Origin of the sequence: Maribacter sp. HS (assembly GCF_048059195.1) — a bacterium.
Lineage (GTDB): Bacteria > Bacteroidota > Bacteroidia > Flavobacteriales > Flavobacteriaceae > Maribacter > Maribacter dokdonensis.
Window position 1 is genome coordinate 436204 of sequence record NZ_JAYLVV010000004.1, and the last position, 14601, is coordinate 450804.

Consider the following 14601-nt stretch of genomic DNA (forward strand, 5'->3'; position numbering starts at 1 on the left):
CAAATGGCACTTTTAATCACTGTTCATTTAAGAGTAGGCAAGCGAAAACATACCCCCAATTAGAAGGAAGAGAAAAGGGAACGTATTGTGGAGATTATAAATTTGATAAACTCAATGTAATTAAAAGCAAAAAATCTATTGCTTTAAGAATTCAAGGAGTTATTGTTGATATATTCTAAAAACTTAGGTTTGTACTGTTCCGATACTGTAATACGTTGTTTGTTAATGATAATTTGGCTACGCTCTATTACTTCAACATATTTAAGGGCAACTATAAAAGATCTATGAACCCGCATAAATTGGGAAGATGGTAAATCTTCTTCTAGACTTTTAAGACTCATTAAAGTAAGTATAGGCTTAGGATTATCTTTTAGCCATATTTTAATATAATCTTTTAACCCTTCAAAATAAAGTACGTCTGCTAGTTTAATACGCAGTTGTTTATATTCTGATTTTACAAATAGAAATTCCTTTGCTTCAGATACTTTAGTAGTAGTTGTCTTTCTTTTGACCAAAGTAAACCAATCTAAAGCTTTGTTCGCAGCGGTCAAAAACTCGGCATAGTCAAAAGGTTTCAATAAATAATCCAAGGCCTCAACTTTAAACCCTTCCAAGGCGTATTGATCAAAAGCTGTTGTAAAAATGACCCTAGTTTCTTTTGAAAGCATTTTGGAGAATTCCAGTCCCGTTAAATCGGGCATCTGAATATCTAAAAAAAGTAAATCTACTTTTTCCGTATTCAAAAATTGCATGGCCTCAATTGCACTATTGCATTTCTTTTTAAGGGTTAAATATGGTGTTTTATCAACATAACTTTCCACAAGATTAACCGCCATAGGTTCATCGTCAACAATCATGCAAGTAATTTCAACTGCTTCCATTTTACGTTATAATTTTTAGGTACACCGAATAAATACCATCTTTGATTTCCTGAACAAACTCATGTTTATTTGGGTAGAGCAAATGTAACCTCTTTTCCAAGTTAGGTAGCCCAATACCGGAACCACTTTTATCAGTTTCCTCTTTTGGAAAGTTATAATTTTCTATTTGAAAAATTACACTGCTATCTTGCGTAATCATATCTATTGAGATGACACTTTCCTTATTTGCAGAAACCCCATGTTTAAAAGCGTTCTCTATTAGGGAAATAAATAACAAAGGAGCTATATTTATTTGTGGTTCACTTATAGGGAAACTAGATTCCACGGTTGTCTTATCGGTCAACCGTAATTTCATTAATTCAATATACTTTCTCATGAATTCTATTTCTTTAGAAAGTGGTACCATCTCGGTATTGGTTTCATAAAGTAGGTAGCGCATAAGCTTACCTAAACTATGAATGGTAGACTTGGCTTTATCAGGAGAAATATCTACTAATGAATAAATGTTGTTCAATGAATTAAAGAAAAAATGCGGCTGTAATTGGTATCGCAAGTGCTGTAACTCTGTCTGTAACTTAAAATTATCCGCTTCTTTACGTTCCGCCTCTGTTCTTACCCATCTTTTAGTGGTCTTAATGGCAATGGAAAAAAGTAGCGGTGCCGCATAAGTCAACATTTGTATATAGATGAACAATTTAAATGGTGGACCTACTCTTTCATTTTCCGGCGGACGATTCTTTATAAGCATACTGAAAAAGTTATCTTCAATAAACTCTTTGGCCAACATAAAAAATCCAATGATAATAATATTAAGAACTACGAAAATCAGTGTTTTTTTTGCAAATAGAAACTTATCGATCAGAATAAAAAAATTGAGATAAAATATGATTGCATAAAATAATACAGGAATTAGAAAATGGGCAATAAGTCTGCCAGTTTCTAAATTTTGCCCGTACGATAACGCAAAGGGTATACTGAACAGCACCAACCAAATGAGAAGGTGCTGGGCAATTATAATATTTTTATTCTTATACATAACTTATTATTCGTAGCGTAATGCTGTAATCGGGTCTAAAGCAGAAGCCTTTCTTGCCGGGTACCAACCAAAGAAAATACCGGTAACTGCACAAACTGCAAATGATATTATTATGGAATACATAGCAACACTCGTGGGCCAATGTAAGAACTTTTCTATAAAAACAGTAGCTCCAAGGCCTAAGATTACACCAATGATTCCTCCAGTAATGCTAATTAATACAGCTTCTATTAAAAATTGCATAAGAATATCCGATCCTTTGCCACCTACTGCCATACGAAGTCCAATTTCCTTGGTTCTTTCTTTCACGGAAACATACATGATATTCATGATACCAATACCACCGATCAATAAGGATATACTTGCTACTGCCACTAATAATACGGTAAGCATTTCACTGGTGGAGCTAAAAGTAGATATCAATTCTTCCATGGAACGTACGGAAAAATCATCATCTTCATTATCCATTAATTTGTGTTCGTTACGAAGAATGTCCGTTACCTCTATCACCGCATCGGGTGCATCATCTTCACTAACCGCAGATGCCATAATCTGATTCAGATAATCTATTGCCAAAATTCTTTTTTGTACCGTGGTGTATGGGGCTATAACAACATCATCTTGGTCTTGCCCAAAAGTATTTTCACCTTTTTCCTCTAAAACACCAATAACTTTGAACGGTATATTATCAAAACGTATCATTTGCCCAACGGGATCTTGACCATCTGGAAAAACATTGTCAACTACGGTTTGCCCCAACACCACAACCTTTGAAGCTGATTTCACTTCCGCATCCGTAAACATGCTTCCGCTTTGTAACCCCACCACTTTAATGTCCAAATATTCTGGATTTACACCATAAATGGTACTTGGCCAGTTGTTAGCGCCACTAATGACTTGTCCGCCACCGTTCACTACGGGAGTAATGTAACTTAATAATGTAGATTTCTCTTTTATGACATCATAATTTTTAAGTGTTAAGGTCTGTACGTCTCCTCCACTACCCCTTGCAGGTCCCCTATCATCTGTTCCAGGGCGTATAGTTATCATGTTGGATCCCATACTAGAAATAGTGCTTCTAATACTTTCTTTTGAGCCCTCACCAATGGCGAGCATGGCAATTACAGATGCTACACCTATAATAATACCCAACATGGTAAGTAAAGTTCTAACTTTGTTTAGAACAATAGCTTTATATGCGATTTTAAGTAGATTTAATATTCTCATAATCAATGATCTTGTTGTGGTAGTTTAGCCAGTTCGGCAGCAGCTGATTGAATGTTGTTATTCTTGTAATCCTGAATAATATTTCCATCTTTCAAAACAATGGTTCTATTGCTAAAAGTCGCAATATCGGGCTCATGGGTAACAAAGGTTATTGTAATGCCTTGGCTGTTCAGGTCTTGGAATAAAGACATGATTTCGTAAGACGTTCTAGTATCTAGGTTACCGGTAGCTTCATCTGCCAATATCATAACGGGATTGTTTACCAGAGATCTGGCAATGGCAACACGTTGTTGCTGCCCCCCGGAGAGTTGAGATGGTGTGTGATATAGCCTTTCGCCCAGACCAACCATTTGCAATGCATGTATGGCACGTTCTCTACGCTCTTCATTACTTACGGCGCTATTATAGAGTAGCGGTAACTCAACATTTTCTATGGCAGATGTTCTTGCCAATAAATTATAGGATTGAAAAATGAATCCTATTTTTTCGTTTCTGATGGTCGCTAATTGGTTTCTGCTTAAATCTTTCATGCTCACACCATCAATCTCATATGTTCCTGAGGTAGGTTGATCCAAACAACCTAAAATGTTCAACATCGTACTCTTGCCAGAGCCACTAGATCCCATTATGGTAACGAACTCACCTTCTTTTATGGTAAATGAAATACCTCTTAAGGCATGAACAGTTTCATTACCCATGGTAAACTCGCGCTTTAAATCTTGAATTTTTATAATTTCCTTGCTCATGATCTTTATCTTTTACCTCCTGGTGGTTTTGGCATAAACGGACTTTCTTCTGAGTTTCCGGACGGCGGACCAGCTATTGTGGATTCAGATTTTAAGCTGTACACCAATTTATCACCCTCATTAATACCATTTAAAACTTGTACGTTTACCCCATCACTTGCCCCTAAGGTCACTTCCTTAGGTGAAATAGCGCCATTAGCTTCCATCACCCATACCTTAGTAGAGCCTTCATCAGAATTCATAGGTCCACCTTGAGGTCTTTCCATAGCTAAGTTTTCCTGTTCATTATAAGCCATCATTTCAGGTGGCGTGGGTTTAAAATTGATGGCCTTAGCTTCTACTGATAGCACATCTTTTAACTCTAAGGTGTAAATGGAAATCGTAGCCGTAAGTCCGGGTTTTAATCTTAAGTCAGGATTATCCGCTTTTATCACCACGGTATATGTAACTACATTTGAAGTAATGGTTGGGTCTAATCTTACTTGTGTAACCGTGCCTTCAAATTTTTGGCCTTGGTATGCATCAACAGTAAAGCTTACACGCTGCCCCTCTTCTACCACTCCTATATCAGCCTCATCAACATCTGCTTCAACTTGCATCTCCTTTAAATCTTGTGCTATGGTAAATAATGTTGGTGTACTATAACTTGCCGCTACCGTTTGTCCTTCTTCAATATCTCTTGAAAGTACAACTCCATCTATTGGTGAGTAAATATTGGCATAACCTAAATTTGTTCTCGCCTGTTGTAAGTCGGATAAACGCTGTGTAACCGTACCTTTTGCAGTTTCATAATTGTAAACGGCATCATCAAAATCAGACTTACTGATGACCTGATTGTCATATAATGTTTTTTGTCTTTCATAAATGGTCTGTAAATAATTACGGTTACTAACTGCGTTGTCATATGATGCTTGAGCTTGCACGGTAGCCGCTTTAAGGTTGGTCTTATCTAATTCGGCAATAAGTTGCCCTTCTTTGACTTCGCTATTGTAATCCACATATATTTTCTCTACCACACCGGATACTTGTGTACCTACATCAACCTGATTAATGGGTTCTATGGTTCCTGTAGCTGTTACCATAGTGGTTACATCTCCTTTTTTGGCCAAAACTGTTTTTACCTCAATAGCAGTACTGTCGTCGCCTTTCATAAAACTGTAAGCTACAAGGGCTACGATCACTAATGCAATACCGCCTATTATGATTTTATTTTTATTTTTCATTTTGATTAAAGTTTAATTTCGTTTCCTTGATAGAATTGTAATAATTGATGGTATAGAATGTTTAGATATTTTGATTGTAGGTAATTCTGTTGGGCATTGGTGTAAGTGTTTTGACTAATTACAAGATCCGTAGTACTTAAATCTCCCAACTCGTATTTCTTCTGTGCAAGATTATAGGATTGTTCAGCGGCTTGTTGTGATGCCTCTGCGGCTACCAATTGTTCTTGGGAAGAAAGTGCGTTCTGGTAAGCGGTTTCCACCTTTTTAATGACCTCTTTTTCTACCGTTTGCTTTTGTATTTCAGCTTTTTCAATATTAAAAGTTGCCGTCTGTACAGCAGACTTTGTCTGGTTTCTATTAAAAATTGGAATATTTAAGCTTAAGCCCAATCTTTGGTTAAAGTTGACATCCAATTGATCATAGAAAGTATTGTCGCTAATACTTGTATATCCGGAACCAAGACTCCCTGTTAACGATAATGTAGGTAAGTAACCACCTTTGGCGATTTCCAACTCTTTTTCGTTGATCAGAATATTGGTGTTACTGGCTTCTACTTCTGGCAGGTATGAAAGCGCATTGGTATAAATAGCTTCTCTATTTAATTCAAGGTGAAGTAAATCTTGATTTTCATCAACCGTTTCAATTTCTAAGTCCTCTAAAGGAGATAGCTCCAGTAATTGCTTTAGATCAATGATATTAAGCTCGTAATCATTTTTTGCGGCAATAACATTGTATTTGTTGGTTGCTGCCTGACTTTGCGCCTCGGTATAATCACTTAAGGCAATAGTACCCGCATCTAATCTAGATTTAGCCCTTAGCACTTCTTTTTCAGATGCATCTAAATTATTCTCGGCAATGGTAATACCTTCCTTACTGAATAAGGTTTGTAAGTATGATTCAAGAATACTGATAACAATGTTGTTTTTTGCTTCTTGCGCCAATAAGCTATTCTGTTCTATTAAAAGCTTATTCTGTTTTACTTGATTGGTTAACTGATTCCCTTGAAAAAGTGTTACAGAACTATTGATACCTAAATTGGTACTATGGATCTGATCAGAAACATAGTCGCTGGTAATAGGGTCTATAGATGTACCGCTAGAAAAATTTTGAGAAGCACTACCAAAAAGATTAGGAAGTTTTGCTGATTTTGCCGCGCTATAATCTACCTCTGAAATGCTTGTGTTCAATTCAGCATCTTTTACGGTAATATTGTTTTCAATGGCATATTCAATACAGTCTTCTAAAGACCATATTTTTTTTGATGAGGAATTTGTTTCAACATCTTGAGCAAAACCAAAGTGAGCAAATAAAATGCTAGCTATGATTATAAATTGTTTCATTTAAGGTGCGTTTTTAATTAACACCTCAAAAGTGAAACTTTATACTTCTTTACTAAAAATGAATAGAAGTCTACCCTTTTTGTTTATACGGAAAGTAAAATTTTATCGACGAATTTTTTTGGCAATTGCCGAATACTTCAACAATTGCCAATATGTAATTAGTTAAGTTGAGCCTTTTGTTTAACCGCCTGTAATTGTTGTTCTAAATCTTTTAGGCGTTCAACTTCTTCGTTACCGGGTATTTTATCTGCACCCCCAACGATATAGGATAAATAGCTGATTTGCGGAACCAGCATCTGCTGTGGATACGCTCCTTCATCATTCTTAATGACTTTTAATACGCTCTCCAAAGACTCTTTTCTGTCCCCTTTACTTTTTTTGATTTCAGCCTCTAATTCCGATTGAAATTTTCTGGCTTTGGTCAATAAGTCCAATACTTTATTTTCAAATGCTAAATGCTCAGCAATAATTTTTTCGTCAATACCTTCATCGGCTAATCGTGGGTCCACTAAAATTTCAAATGGCTGCTCAAATGATTTATGATCAACCGTTAATTTTACAATATAATTTCCTGGTGGCACCATAGGTCCATTTTTGTAACTTCTAGAAGCCTTATCACTCCATGCTCCTTTTTGGCGCATATCCCATTGAAATCTGTTAATGCCTTTTTTAGTATTCAACGTATTATCAAAATAACTGAAAGACATGCTTAAACTCATATTGTCCACTTCTTCTTTTGTGGATTTTGTTTTAGTGGAATCACTGCTAATAGTGGCGATAGTTTGTTTGCTGGCATCCAATATTTCTAATTGTACATTGTTTTTACCATCTTTTGGTAAGTAGTAATCAATAAGTACCCCAGTTGAAGAATAATCAGGAAATCCTTTTGATCTTCTAGGTGTTCGGTATCTGATTGTATTATCCGGTTGAAATAATACAGGAGTATCTTTTAACGATGAAATTGCATTATTTCTTAAACTGGTGATGTTGTCCAATACCCAAAAGCCGCGACCCATGGTGCTTAAAACTAAATCCCCTCTATAAATAGTAATATCGGTAATTGGTGTTACGGGCAAGTTCTGTTGAAACGGCTTCCAATCTATGCCATCGTTCATGGATACGAACATTCCATATTCAGTACCTGCAAACAATAGCCCTTCTTGAACAAGGTCTTCGCGTAATACTTTGCTGGTATAGTCAGACGGAATTCCGTTGGTCAACAACTCCCAAGTTTTACCATAATCTTCGGTTTTATAGAAATATGGAGTAGTATCCCCCAACAAATGTCTGTCAACGGAGATATACGCTTTCGCGGGGTTAAATTGAGATGGCTCAATAGATTCCACTCTACCCCCTTTTAGCATTTTCTTAGGCGTTACGTTCGTCCAAGTTTGTCCGCCATCTTGTGTTAAAGAAACTACACCATCGTTGGAGCCTGTCCAAATTAATCCTTCTTTTATTTTAGATTCCCTAATAGAATATAAGGTGCTGTAATATTCTTCACCTGTAATATCCCTAGTGATCGGGCTCCCCGAGTTTACTTGCTTGTCGGCCTCAAAAGCGGTTAAATCTGGCGAGATGGTTTCCCAAATAACCCCGTCATTTCTGGTCTTATGTACAAACTGTGAGCCCATATAAACAACATCTGGATCATGTGGTGAAACATGAATTGGTGCTACCCTTTGAAATCTATATTTTAGGTCTTTAGGATTATGCCCATAGATGTTGGATGCTCCAATAGAGTATTCTCTACCAACTCCCGTAATCTTATTATAAACACTAAAACGACCTTTACAGTTATTGTAAACAATATTGTGATTGCCAGGTTTAGGAATAGTGGGTCCGGTTTCACAACCACCTACATCTATCATGGTCTGTGAGCTTCCTTGTACAGCTGTGGCACTTGGAGCAGAACTAGGTATGGCTATCGTTGTGTTATCTTGTTGCGCGCCATAGATCCAATATGGATATTGATTATCCACAGCAACTTGATAGATTTCTGCGGTAGGTTGATTAAATTGAGAAGACCAGGTTTTACCTCCATTATGAGAAACATTGGCACCGCCGTCATTACATTGAATCAACAAATCTGGATTGTTAGGGTTCAACCATATATCATGATTGTCACCATGTGGTACGGACATCATTGTCCATGATTTTCCACCATCTTTAGATTTCAAAAGCGGATTGGCATTGGAATAGACAATATCAGGGTTTGTAGGGTCTAGTTCAATATTAGTGTAATAAAAAGGTCTATTTACAAGACCTTTATTGCTTGATGTCTGTACAAAACTTTTACCCTGATCAATAGATTTGTATACTCCGCCCTCATCACCAGGAGCTTCAATTACTGCATACAGAATACTTGAATCTACAGGGGATACGGCTAAATCTATTTTTCCGATCAAACCCTGTGGCAGTCCCTCTTCTAATTTTGTCCAGTCCTTACCTCCATTGACCGATTTATAAATACCTCCTTCTTTATTTTCACCACCAGAGATGATTGTCCACGGAGTTCGTTGTGCTTTCCATGCGGCAGCGTAAACCACATTAGGATTTCCCGGTAACAATTCTAAATCGGCAAATCCTGTAGTATTGGATATATGCAACATTTTTGTCCAAGTAGTTCCACCATCCATTGTTTTGTAAATACCACGTTCTTCATTTGCCTTGAATGCATTACCAATAGCGGCCACCCAAACCACATTACTATTGGTAGGGTCAATTTCTACCGCTCCGATCTGTCCTGCATTTTCAAGTCCGATATGACTCCAGGTTTTACCACCGTCTATAGATTTGTACATGCCTTTACCACTAATAATATTACTTCTTAATCCATCAGAACCTGTACCAACATATACAATATTAGGGTCATTTAGCGCAACTTCAATGGCACCTATGGAGGGAGTATCGAAAAATCCATCGGATATATTGTTCCAAGTTGTACCGTAATCATCAGTTTTCCATACACCAGCACCAGATGCACCTAAATAGAATGTACCTGGTAACATGGGTGTACCTGTAACCGTAGTTACACGACCACCTCTTTGTGGACCAATAGTTCTATATTCCAGTGCAGAAAAGTCTTGGGATAAAAGTGTTGTGGTAAGTAAAATAAACGATACGGAAGTAAGGTAACGAAATAGCGTTTTCATTGTAGTGTACAGATAGGTTGGTTAAAACCTAAAGTTACTTAAACCTAAACGCAAAACATACCGCTAATGTAATTTTTATGATTTTGATAGTATCCAACGGATAAATTGAGATTCATATGGTAAGCAATGGCTATTTTACCTAAAACTATAAAGCGGGCAAATCAGAAACTTATTGTTTCTTTTCTTTTTTGCCAGAATCTTTAAGTTTATCATTTTCCCAGATACCACTGATAACGGAGCCTTCTTTTGAATGAAAAATTCCCTTTCCGTTTCGTTTGTCATCTTTCCATTGACCTTTGTATTTATCTCCATTGGGCCAAAAGTAGGTACCTTCTCCACTACGCATATCATTTTCATAGCTGCCAATGTAATATTCGCCATCTGGCCAGTAAAATGTACCGTATCCTTCACGAGCATTGTCTTTCCATTGCCCTTCATACCTACTGCCCGTTTCCAAAAGCGCAATACCTGAGCCGTTGGCCTTGTTGTTTTTTACTTGACCTACATAATGCAATGCAGTTCCCTTCTTTGTGCTAAAACTAAGATATTCACCAAAGGATTTATTGTTCAATTGCTTACGCATATTGTTCAATTGTACACGTGCTTTCTCCAGGGCAAAACTTAAGGAGTCAATACTCCTAATTTCCGTTTGACTAATTGGGTTGACGGCAACGGAATCTTTTAAAACGTCAGTTTCGCTTATTTCAAGTTTTGCTTTGCTATCATTCTGCATAAGTTTTTCTGCTAGGGCAATTCTTAAAGGAATAACTGTATTCAGTTCTTCATGATTTTCTAGCGTAGAATTGTATGAAGCAATAGCCTTGTTATAATCACCTTCAATAAGTACGGAATCAATGGCCATTAACTCTTTATTGCCAGTAACCAATACATCTAGTTCTTCTTTTGCCTTACTACTCTCACCGATTTCATTTTGAAGCGAATTAGATTTTATGCCAAAATAAATTACCAATACAGTAAGTATAACAAGTAAGCCGTAAAGTGTAATATCCTTTTTCTTCATACTCTTTTAATTGCGGTACCTATCTAGTCCGTTAAATGAATTTCTGGAAGTTTGTTCTTAACCTTTCTAAAATCTGGAGAGAAGTATACATGAAAGCGCATGGCCCAACTATGTTTAAAAAATCCACCATTGGCTAAATCTTGACCTTGGGAATACATGGCACCCGCAGCCACGGTCAACCTAGGTGTTAGTATATATCCTAAGGTAGTTGTAAGTCGTAAATCTTCCATAGGGCTGGCTACTACCGCTTTTCCACTTTGCATGATCAATTCTGCCTCTGGAGCTACGTACAATGTTTTTGGTTTTAACTTATGATTGTTCAATGGAATTTTCATTCTGAACATGTAACGCCATCTATTTCTAAAAATATACTCGCTATTCTCGGCAAAACCTTGGGTCCATCTATGCTCTATACGAATACGGTGATAAATCATCATACTTTCCAAAGCCTGTGCAAATTGATACTGATGCCAAATACGCCATTCAGGCACTAAATTACGATCAGTTGAAGCTTCATCGGTATTAAAATTCAATCGGAGCACACCACCTAAACGTACATTGAAATATTTAGAATGTATATACCCTATAGCATGTCTGTTATAGACTTGGGCTACCTGACCTACAAAAGGTGTAGCTTCTGTTTCTTCAAGTCTTAAGTGTGTTTGGGCATCCCAAAATAAGCGTTTGCCAATACGTATGTTTCCGTAAGTATTGATCCAGGTTTTTGTAGAGAGGTCCTTATACTTAGAATACTCGGGTAAAACCTCTGGCTCCTCTTCTTGTGAAATACTATGGAATGCTGTTAGAAAGCAAAACAAAAACAACCCTTTTATTATGTATGTACCAAACGATTTCATAGACTATTGCTTTGTGTTTTGTACATTCAACATTTCTAAAATTACTGAAGGGTCCTTTTCTTTTTTCAGTTTACGTTCCAGCTTTTTGGTATCCTTATCCTTTAGCATTATTACCGTATGGTAAGTGGCGTTAATATGCTCATTTAAATTGAAGGTGTTTTCACATGTGAGCGATTGTTCTATTTGCTTTAAGAAATAGGGTTCCAGAATTTTAGTGTAAGCAGATGTTATTCTCTTTTTAATGTCTTCATCCATTAAGGTTGCCATAAACGGATTCCAAATACGATCGGTATATGAATCTTGTATGGTACTTTTAAATGTGGGCATGTTGGATACTGTAACGGATAATTCATTTAAATTCTTTAAACAGGTAAGCGTACTTCTAGCCGCAGTTAATCTGTTTTGGGCAGATTTTACTTTAGAATAATCGTTCAGCGTAGCGCTCGCAAAAGACTTTAATTGACGTAAGGCGGCTAAATAGTTTACAGGAAGGCTGGTTCCCATAGAATCAATGAACATCACTAAGGAATCGTTTTGAACAATAATTTCCTCTTCAAGATTAGCCAGTTCATTCTGTCTTTTTTCCTGAGCAAGGGTTTCTTTTACTTCGTTTGCAATAGCCTGTATACCATCATATCCCATTTTGGCAATGGTTTTAATATAAGAAGTACTAGTAGCATCATAGGAAGGTACAGTTGAAGTAGGTATTGTATACTGTTTTGTAGAGGTGATACTATCCATCTCAATAGCAATGGTCATATTAGGTTTGGGTAAATCCTCTGCAAATACGTGATCCAACAGCTCTTTACGTGAAGTATATTCTAAAATGGATAAAGAATCATAGCGTACCATTTCTTGAATAGGCGTTAAAAAATTCTTCTTTATTTGAAGTACCGTATTGTATTGATATGCTGTAGTTTCATCTGACAGCTTTAAAATATTCAATTGTGAGTTTTGTAGGATGGATTCACTTAATTCCCTCGCTTTTTTATAATATGCCACCGTACTATCAATATCATCTCTTTCTAATGAATCTAATGGGTAATAAGGCACCTTTACCTTAAACTCCGGAAGAAAATCAGATTTACCCAACGCTGATAAAATATCGTCTATTTCTTGATAGCGCAGAGCATTTTGTTTTAATAACTTAGGTAGATTGTTTTGATGAAGTGTAGTAACATCTTCTTGAGAAAACTGAATATCAAGTGCAGCAATATAGGACGCATCTAAATTTATAGTTTTCGTTTCGCCGGAATAATCTTTAAATGCGGTTATGGTCTTATGTTCATTATCATCATCTACACGTATAGACTGTAACAGACCATCTTTAAAAAACCAGCTTTCAGATTGGTCAATTCCGTTAGTGGGAAATAAAGACCACTCATCATGTGCCACACCATCCCTTAAAAACCTACCAACTAAGGTGTAATCTTCATTATTGATACTGAAATTTTGCTGTGGTACCCCGTCATCAAAAGTAATGACACTTTTAAATAAGGTTTCTGAAATTTCGGAATCTTCGATTTGCTCTTCTAAAATGGTCCACTCACCATTTGGTTTGCCCATCTTTATTTTTCCCGTAGAAGTTTTTTGAACACCGCTTACCAATACACGGTATTGATAATCAATAACTTCAGATTGGCTTTTGGAGTTGAATTCCCCAAATTGAAATTTCCAAGGACCATTGGCCGTACCATCCACAAAGCTACCTTTAAATTGAAAAGAATAATCTTGTTTTTGTAAAAGCTCTTGAAGATTGGAGCGTAACACTAAAAAGTTACCATCCAGTACTGTGTCGTTATCAACAATTTTATACGTATAGGTTGCCTTACCGTTGTATTTGCCAATTTGTAACGGTCCGTTGTAATTTTTGACCTCTTGGGCATTCAACAAATTTGTAATACTGAAACAACAGCATACAATAAATAATAGTAATGGGTTGATAGTTAGCCTAATCATGCCGCAAAAAAACGAAAATAGATTCAGACTAGTAAATTAGAACCGTATGATTTTTAACTTTTTATTAAAAGTTTTTGATCTATTCAGAATGAAGCAATAAAAGCTATAAAAATTACGGAAGTCTCAATAATATTAAGAAAAAGTATGTAAAAAAAAGACCTGAACCATTAATTCCTATCAATGCTAATGTACTGTTTTATCCAAATTTGGATATTAAGTACCCTGAAAAGCCATAATAACGTTATCGAAATTTTTCATTTTTAGATCTTTAGGGTCCATTCCGAAGTAAATAGTAGAACTGCCACCAAACTTATCTAAGTTATTGCCATCAGTTTCAAGTTGTAGAAGTAATTGGTATTTTTTTGATAACTCTAAAATTTCAGACTTTTTAGTATTCCATTCATCTTGTGAATTAATTTCTAATTCAATTTCTGCAAAACTATATGTTACACTAGATTGAATTGAACGATCATAACCTAATACTTGATGAAAACTATCTATATCTAACTCAGTTAAATGTTGTATATATTCGTAGGTAGAATGATAGAAATCATGAAAACCTTCATAACTATCTTGAAAATTTTTCAAGATAATACTCTCATCATCAGGCATGGTATACGATTCAAAATATTCAATCTTGGAGGGTTCAAAAATTCCTTCACTGAAGTAATTCAAGGGGAATTCTGTTCTAATTAATTCGTCTGTGTTTTCTTGAAAAATAACTTTATAAGAATTTTTCTTGTTTAGGAAACCTGGCCATTCTTTATCAATATAAATAAAAACATAAATTATTCCGCTAGCTGGTAATTTGTTAGAGACATCATAATTATTGATTTCCTCTAAGTTGTATTGAGCACAAAAAGTAAGAAACTCATTGTCCATTTTGGGCCAATCGAAGTTAATGGGTAAATCTGGTTTACCTCCAATTTTTGATGAACCTATATTGATATCCTTATCATCTTTAGCTATTGTTTTTACACCCACAGTAGGTTGAATCAATTCACTAAGTTCTATTTTACAGCTATAAGGAACATTAAAATCTGAGTTTAGTATTTCATTTTTGATCTTTGATAAGTTGTCTTGACTGTTACCCATAATCGAATATAAAATAATAACTAAATAAAGGTAGCTATTATTTCTTTTACTCATTAAAAGA

Annotated in this window: 11 protein-coding genes; all 11 read right to left on the reverse strand. The window is 35.9% G+C overall.

Going from position 1 to position 14601, the window contains the following annotated elements:
• Window positions 1–143 precede the first annotated feature (143 nt).
• A complete protein-coding gene (locus tag VBZ51_RS11460; protein WP_416577012.1) occupies window positions 144–881 on the reverse strand; it encodes a LytR/AlgR family response regulator transcription factor in 738 nt (245 codons plus the stop codon).
• A 1-nt stretch (window position 882) separates the two neighbouring features.
• Window positions 883–1917 (reverse strand): sensor histidine kinase, encoded by a 1035-nt coding sequence (locus tag VBZ51_RS11465; RefSeq protein ID WP_071342232.1) that lies wholly within the window; start codon window positions 1915–1917, stop codon window positions 883–885.
• Between the two features lie 6 nt (window positions 1918–1923).
• Window positions 1924–3144: an ABC transporter permease gene (locus VBZ51_RS11470; RefSeq protein ID WP_058102746.1), complete on the reverse strand. Its 1221-nt coding sequence runs from the start codon at window positions 3142–3144 to the stop codon at window positions 1924–1926.
• Between the two features lie 2 nt (window positions 3145–3146).
• Window positions 3147–3890, reverse strand: coding sequence for an ABC transporter ATP-binding protein (locus VBZ51_RS11475; RefSeq protein ID WP_071342230.1), 744 nt, complete (start codon window positions 3888–3890; stop codon window positions 3147–3149).
• 5 nt (window positions 3891–3895) lie between these two features.
• The gene (locus VBZ51_RS11480) at window positions 3896–5113 is read right to left on the reverse strand and encodes an efflux RND transporter periplasmic adaptor subunit (protein ID WP_416577013.1); all 1218 of its coding nucleotides are present in this window, start codon (window positions 5111–5113) and stop codon (window positions 3896–3898) included.
• A 5-nt stretch (window positions 5114–5118) separates the two neighbouring features.
• Window positions 5119–6453 (reverse strand): TolC family protein, encoded by a 1335-nt coding sequence (locus VBZ51_RS11485; RefSeq protein WP_416577014.1) that lies wholly within the window; start codon window positions 6451–6453, stop codon window positions 5119–5121.
• A gap of 158 nt (window positions 6454–6611) precedes the next feature.
• Window positions 6612–9608, reverse strand: a complete 2997-nt coding sequence (locus tag VBZ51_RS11490) for a WD40/YVTN/BNR-like repeat-containing protein (RefSeq protein ID WP_416577015.1) — start codon at window positions 9606–9608, stop codon at window positions 6612–6614.
• Window positions 9609–9777: 169 nt separating this feature from the next.
• The gene (locus VBZ51_RS11495; protein WP_416577016.1) at window positions 9778–10629 is read right to left on the reverse strand and encodes an MORN repeat-containing protein; all 852 of its coding nucleotides are present in this window, start codon (window positions 10627–10629) and stop codon (window positions 9778–9780) included.
• 23 nt (window positions 10630–10652) lie between these two features.
• Window positions 10653–11447, reverse strand: a complete 795-nt coding sequence (locus VBZ51_RS11500; RefSeq protein ID WP_416577017.1) for a DUF2490 domain-containing protein — start codon at window positions 11445–11447, stop codon at window positions 10653–10655.
• A gap of 42 nt (window positions 11448–11489) precedes the next feature.
• Window positions 11490–13376: a hypothetical protein gene (locus VBZ51_RS11505; RefSeq protein WP_416577018.1), complete on the reverse strand. Its 1887-nt coding sequence runs from the start codon at window positions 13374–13376 to the stop codon at window positions 11490–11492.
• 282 nt (window positions 13377–13658) lie between these two features.
• On the reverse strand, window positions 13659–14594 hold the full coding sequence (locus VBZ51_RS11510) for a DUF1963 domain-containing protein (RefSeq protein ID WP_416577019.1): 936 nt from the start codon (window positions 14592–14594) through the stop codon (window positions 13659–13661).
• Window positions 14595–14601 lie beyond the last annotated feature (7 nt).

What these genes read in the sequence shown, in the direction of transcription:
- VBZ51_RS11465 (WP_071342232.1), bottom strand. Translation starts at nt 1,917, where the DNA reads ATGTATAAGAATAAAAATATTATAATTGCCCAGCACCTTCTCATTTGG.
- VBZ51_RS11470 (WP_058102746.1), bottom strand. Translation starts at nt 3,144, where the DNA reads ATGAGAATATTAAATCTACTTAAAATCGCATATAAAGCTATTGTTCTA.
- VBZ51_RS11495 (WP_416577016.1), bottom strand. Translation starts at nt 10,629, where the DNA reads ATGAAGAAAAAGGATATTACACTTTACGGCTTACTTGTTATACTTACT.
- VBZ51_RS11480 (WP_416577013.1), bottom strand. Translation starts at nt 5,113, where the DNA reads ATGAAAAATAAAAATAAAATCATAATAGGCGGTATTGCATTAGTGATC.
- VBZ51_RS11475 (WP_071342230.1), bottom strand. Translation starts at nt 3,890, where the DNA reads ATGAGCAAGGAAATTATAAAAATTCAAGATTTAAAGCGCGAGTTTACC.
- VBZ51_RS11485 (WP_416577014.1), bottom strand. Translation starts at nt 6,453, where the DNA reads ATGAAACAATTTATAATCATAGCTAGCATTTTATTTGCTCACTTTGGT.
- VBZ51_RS11460 (WP_416577012.1), bottom strand. Translation starts at nt 881, where the DNA reads ATGGAAGCAGTTGAAATTACTTGCATGATTGTTGACGATGAACCTATG.
- VBZ51_RS11510 (WP_416577019.1), bottom strand. Translation starts at nt 14,594, where the DNA reads ATGAGTAAAAGAAATAATAGCTACCTTTATTTAGTTATTATTTTATAT.
- VBZ51_RS11490 (WP_416577015.1), bottom strand. Translation starts at nt 9,608, where the DNA reads ATGAAAACGCTATTTCGTTACCTTACTTCCGTATCGTTTATTTTACTT.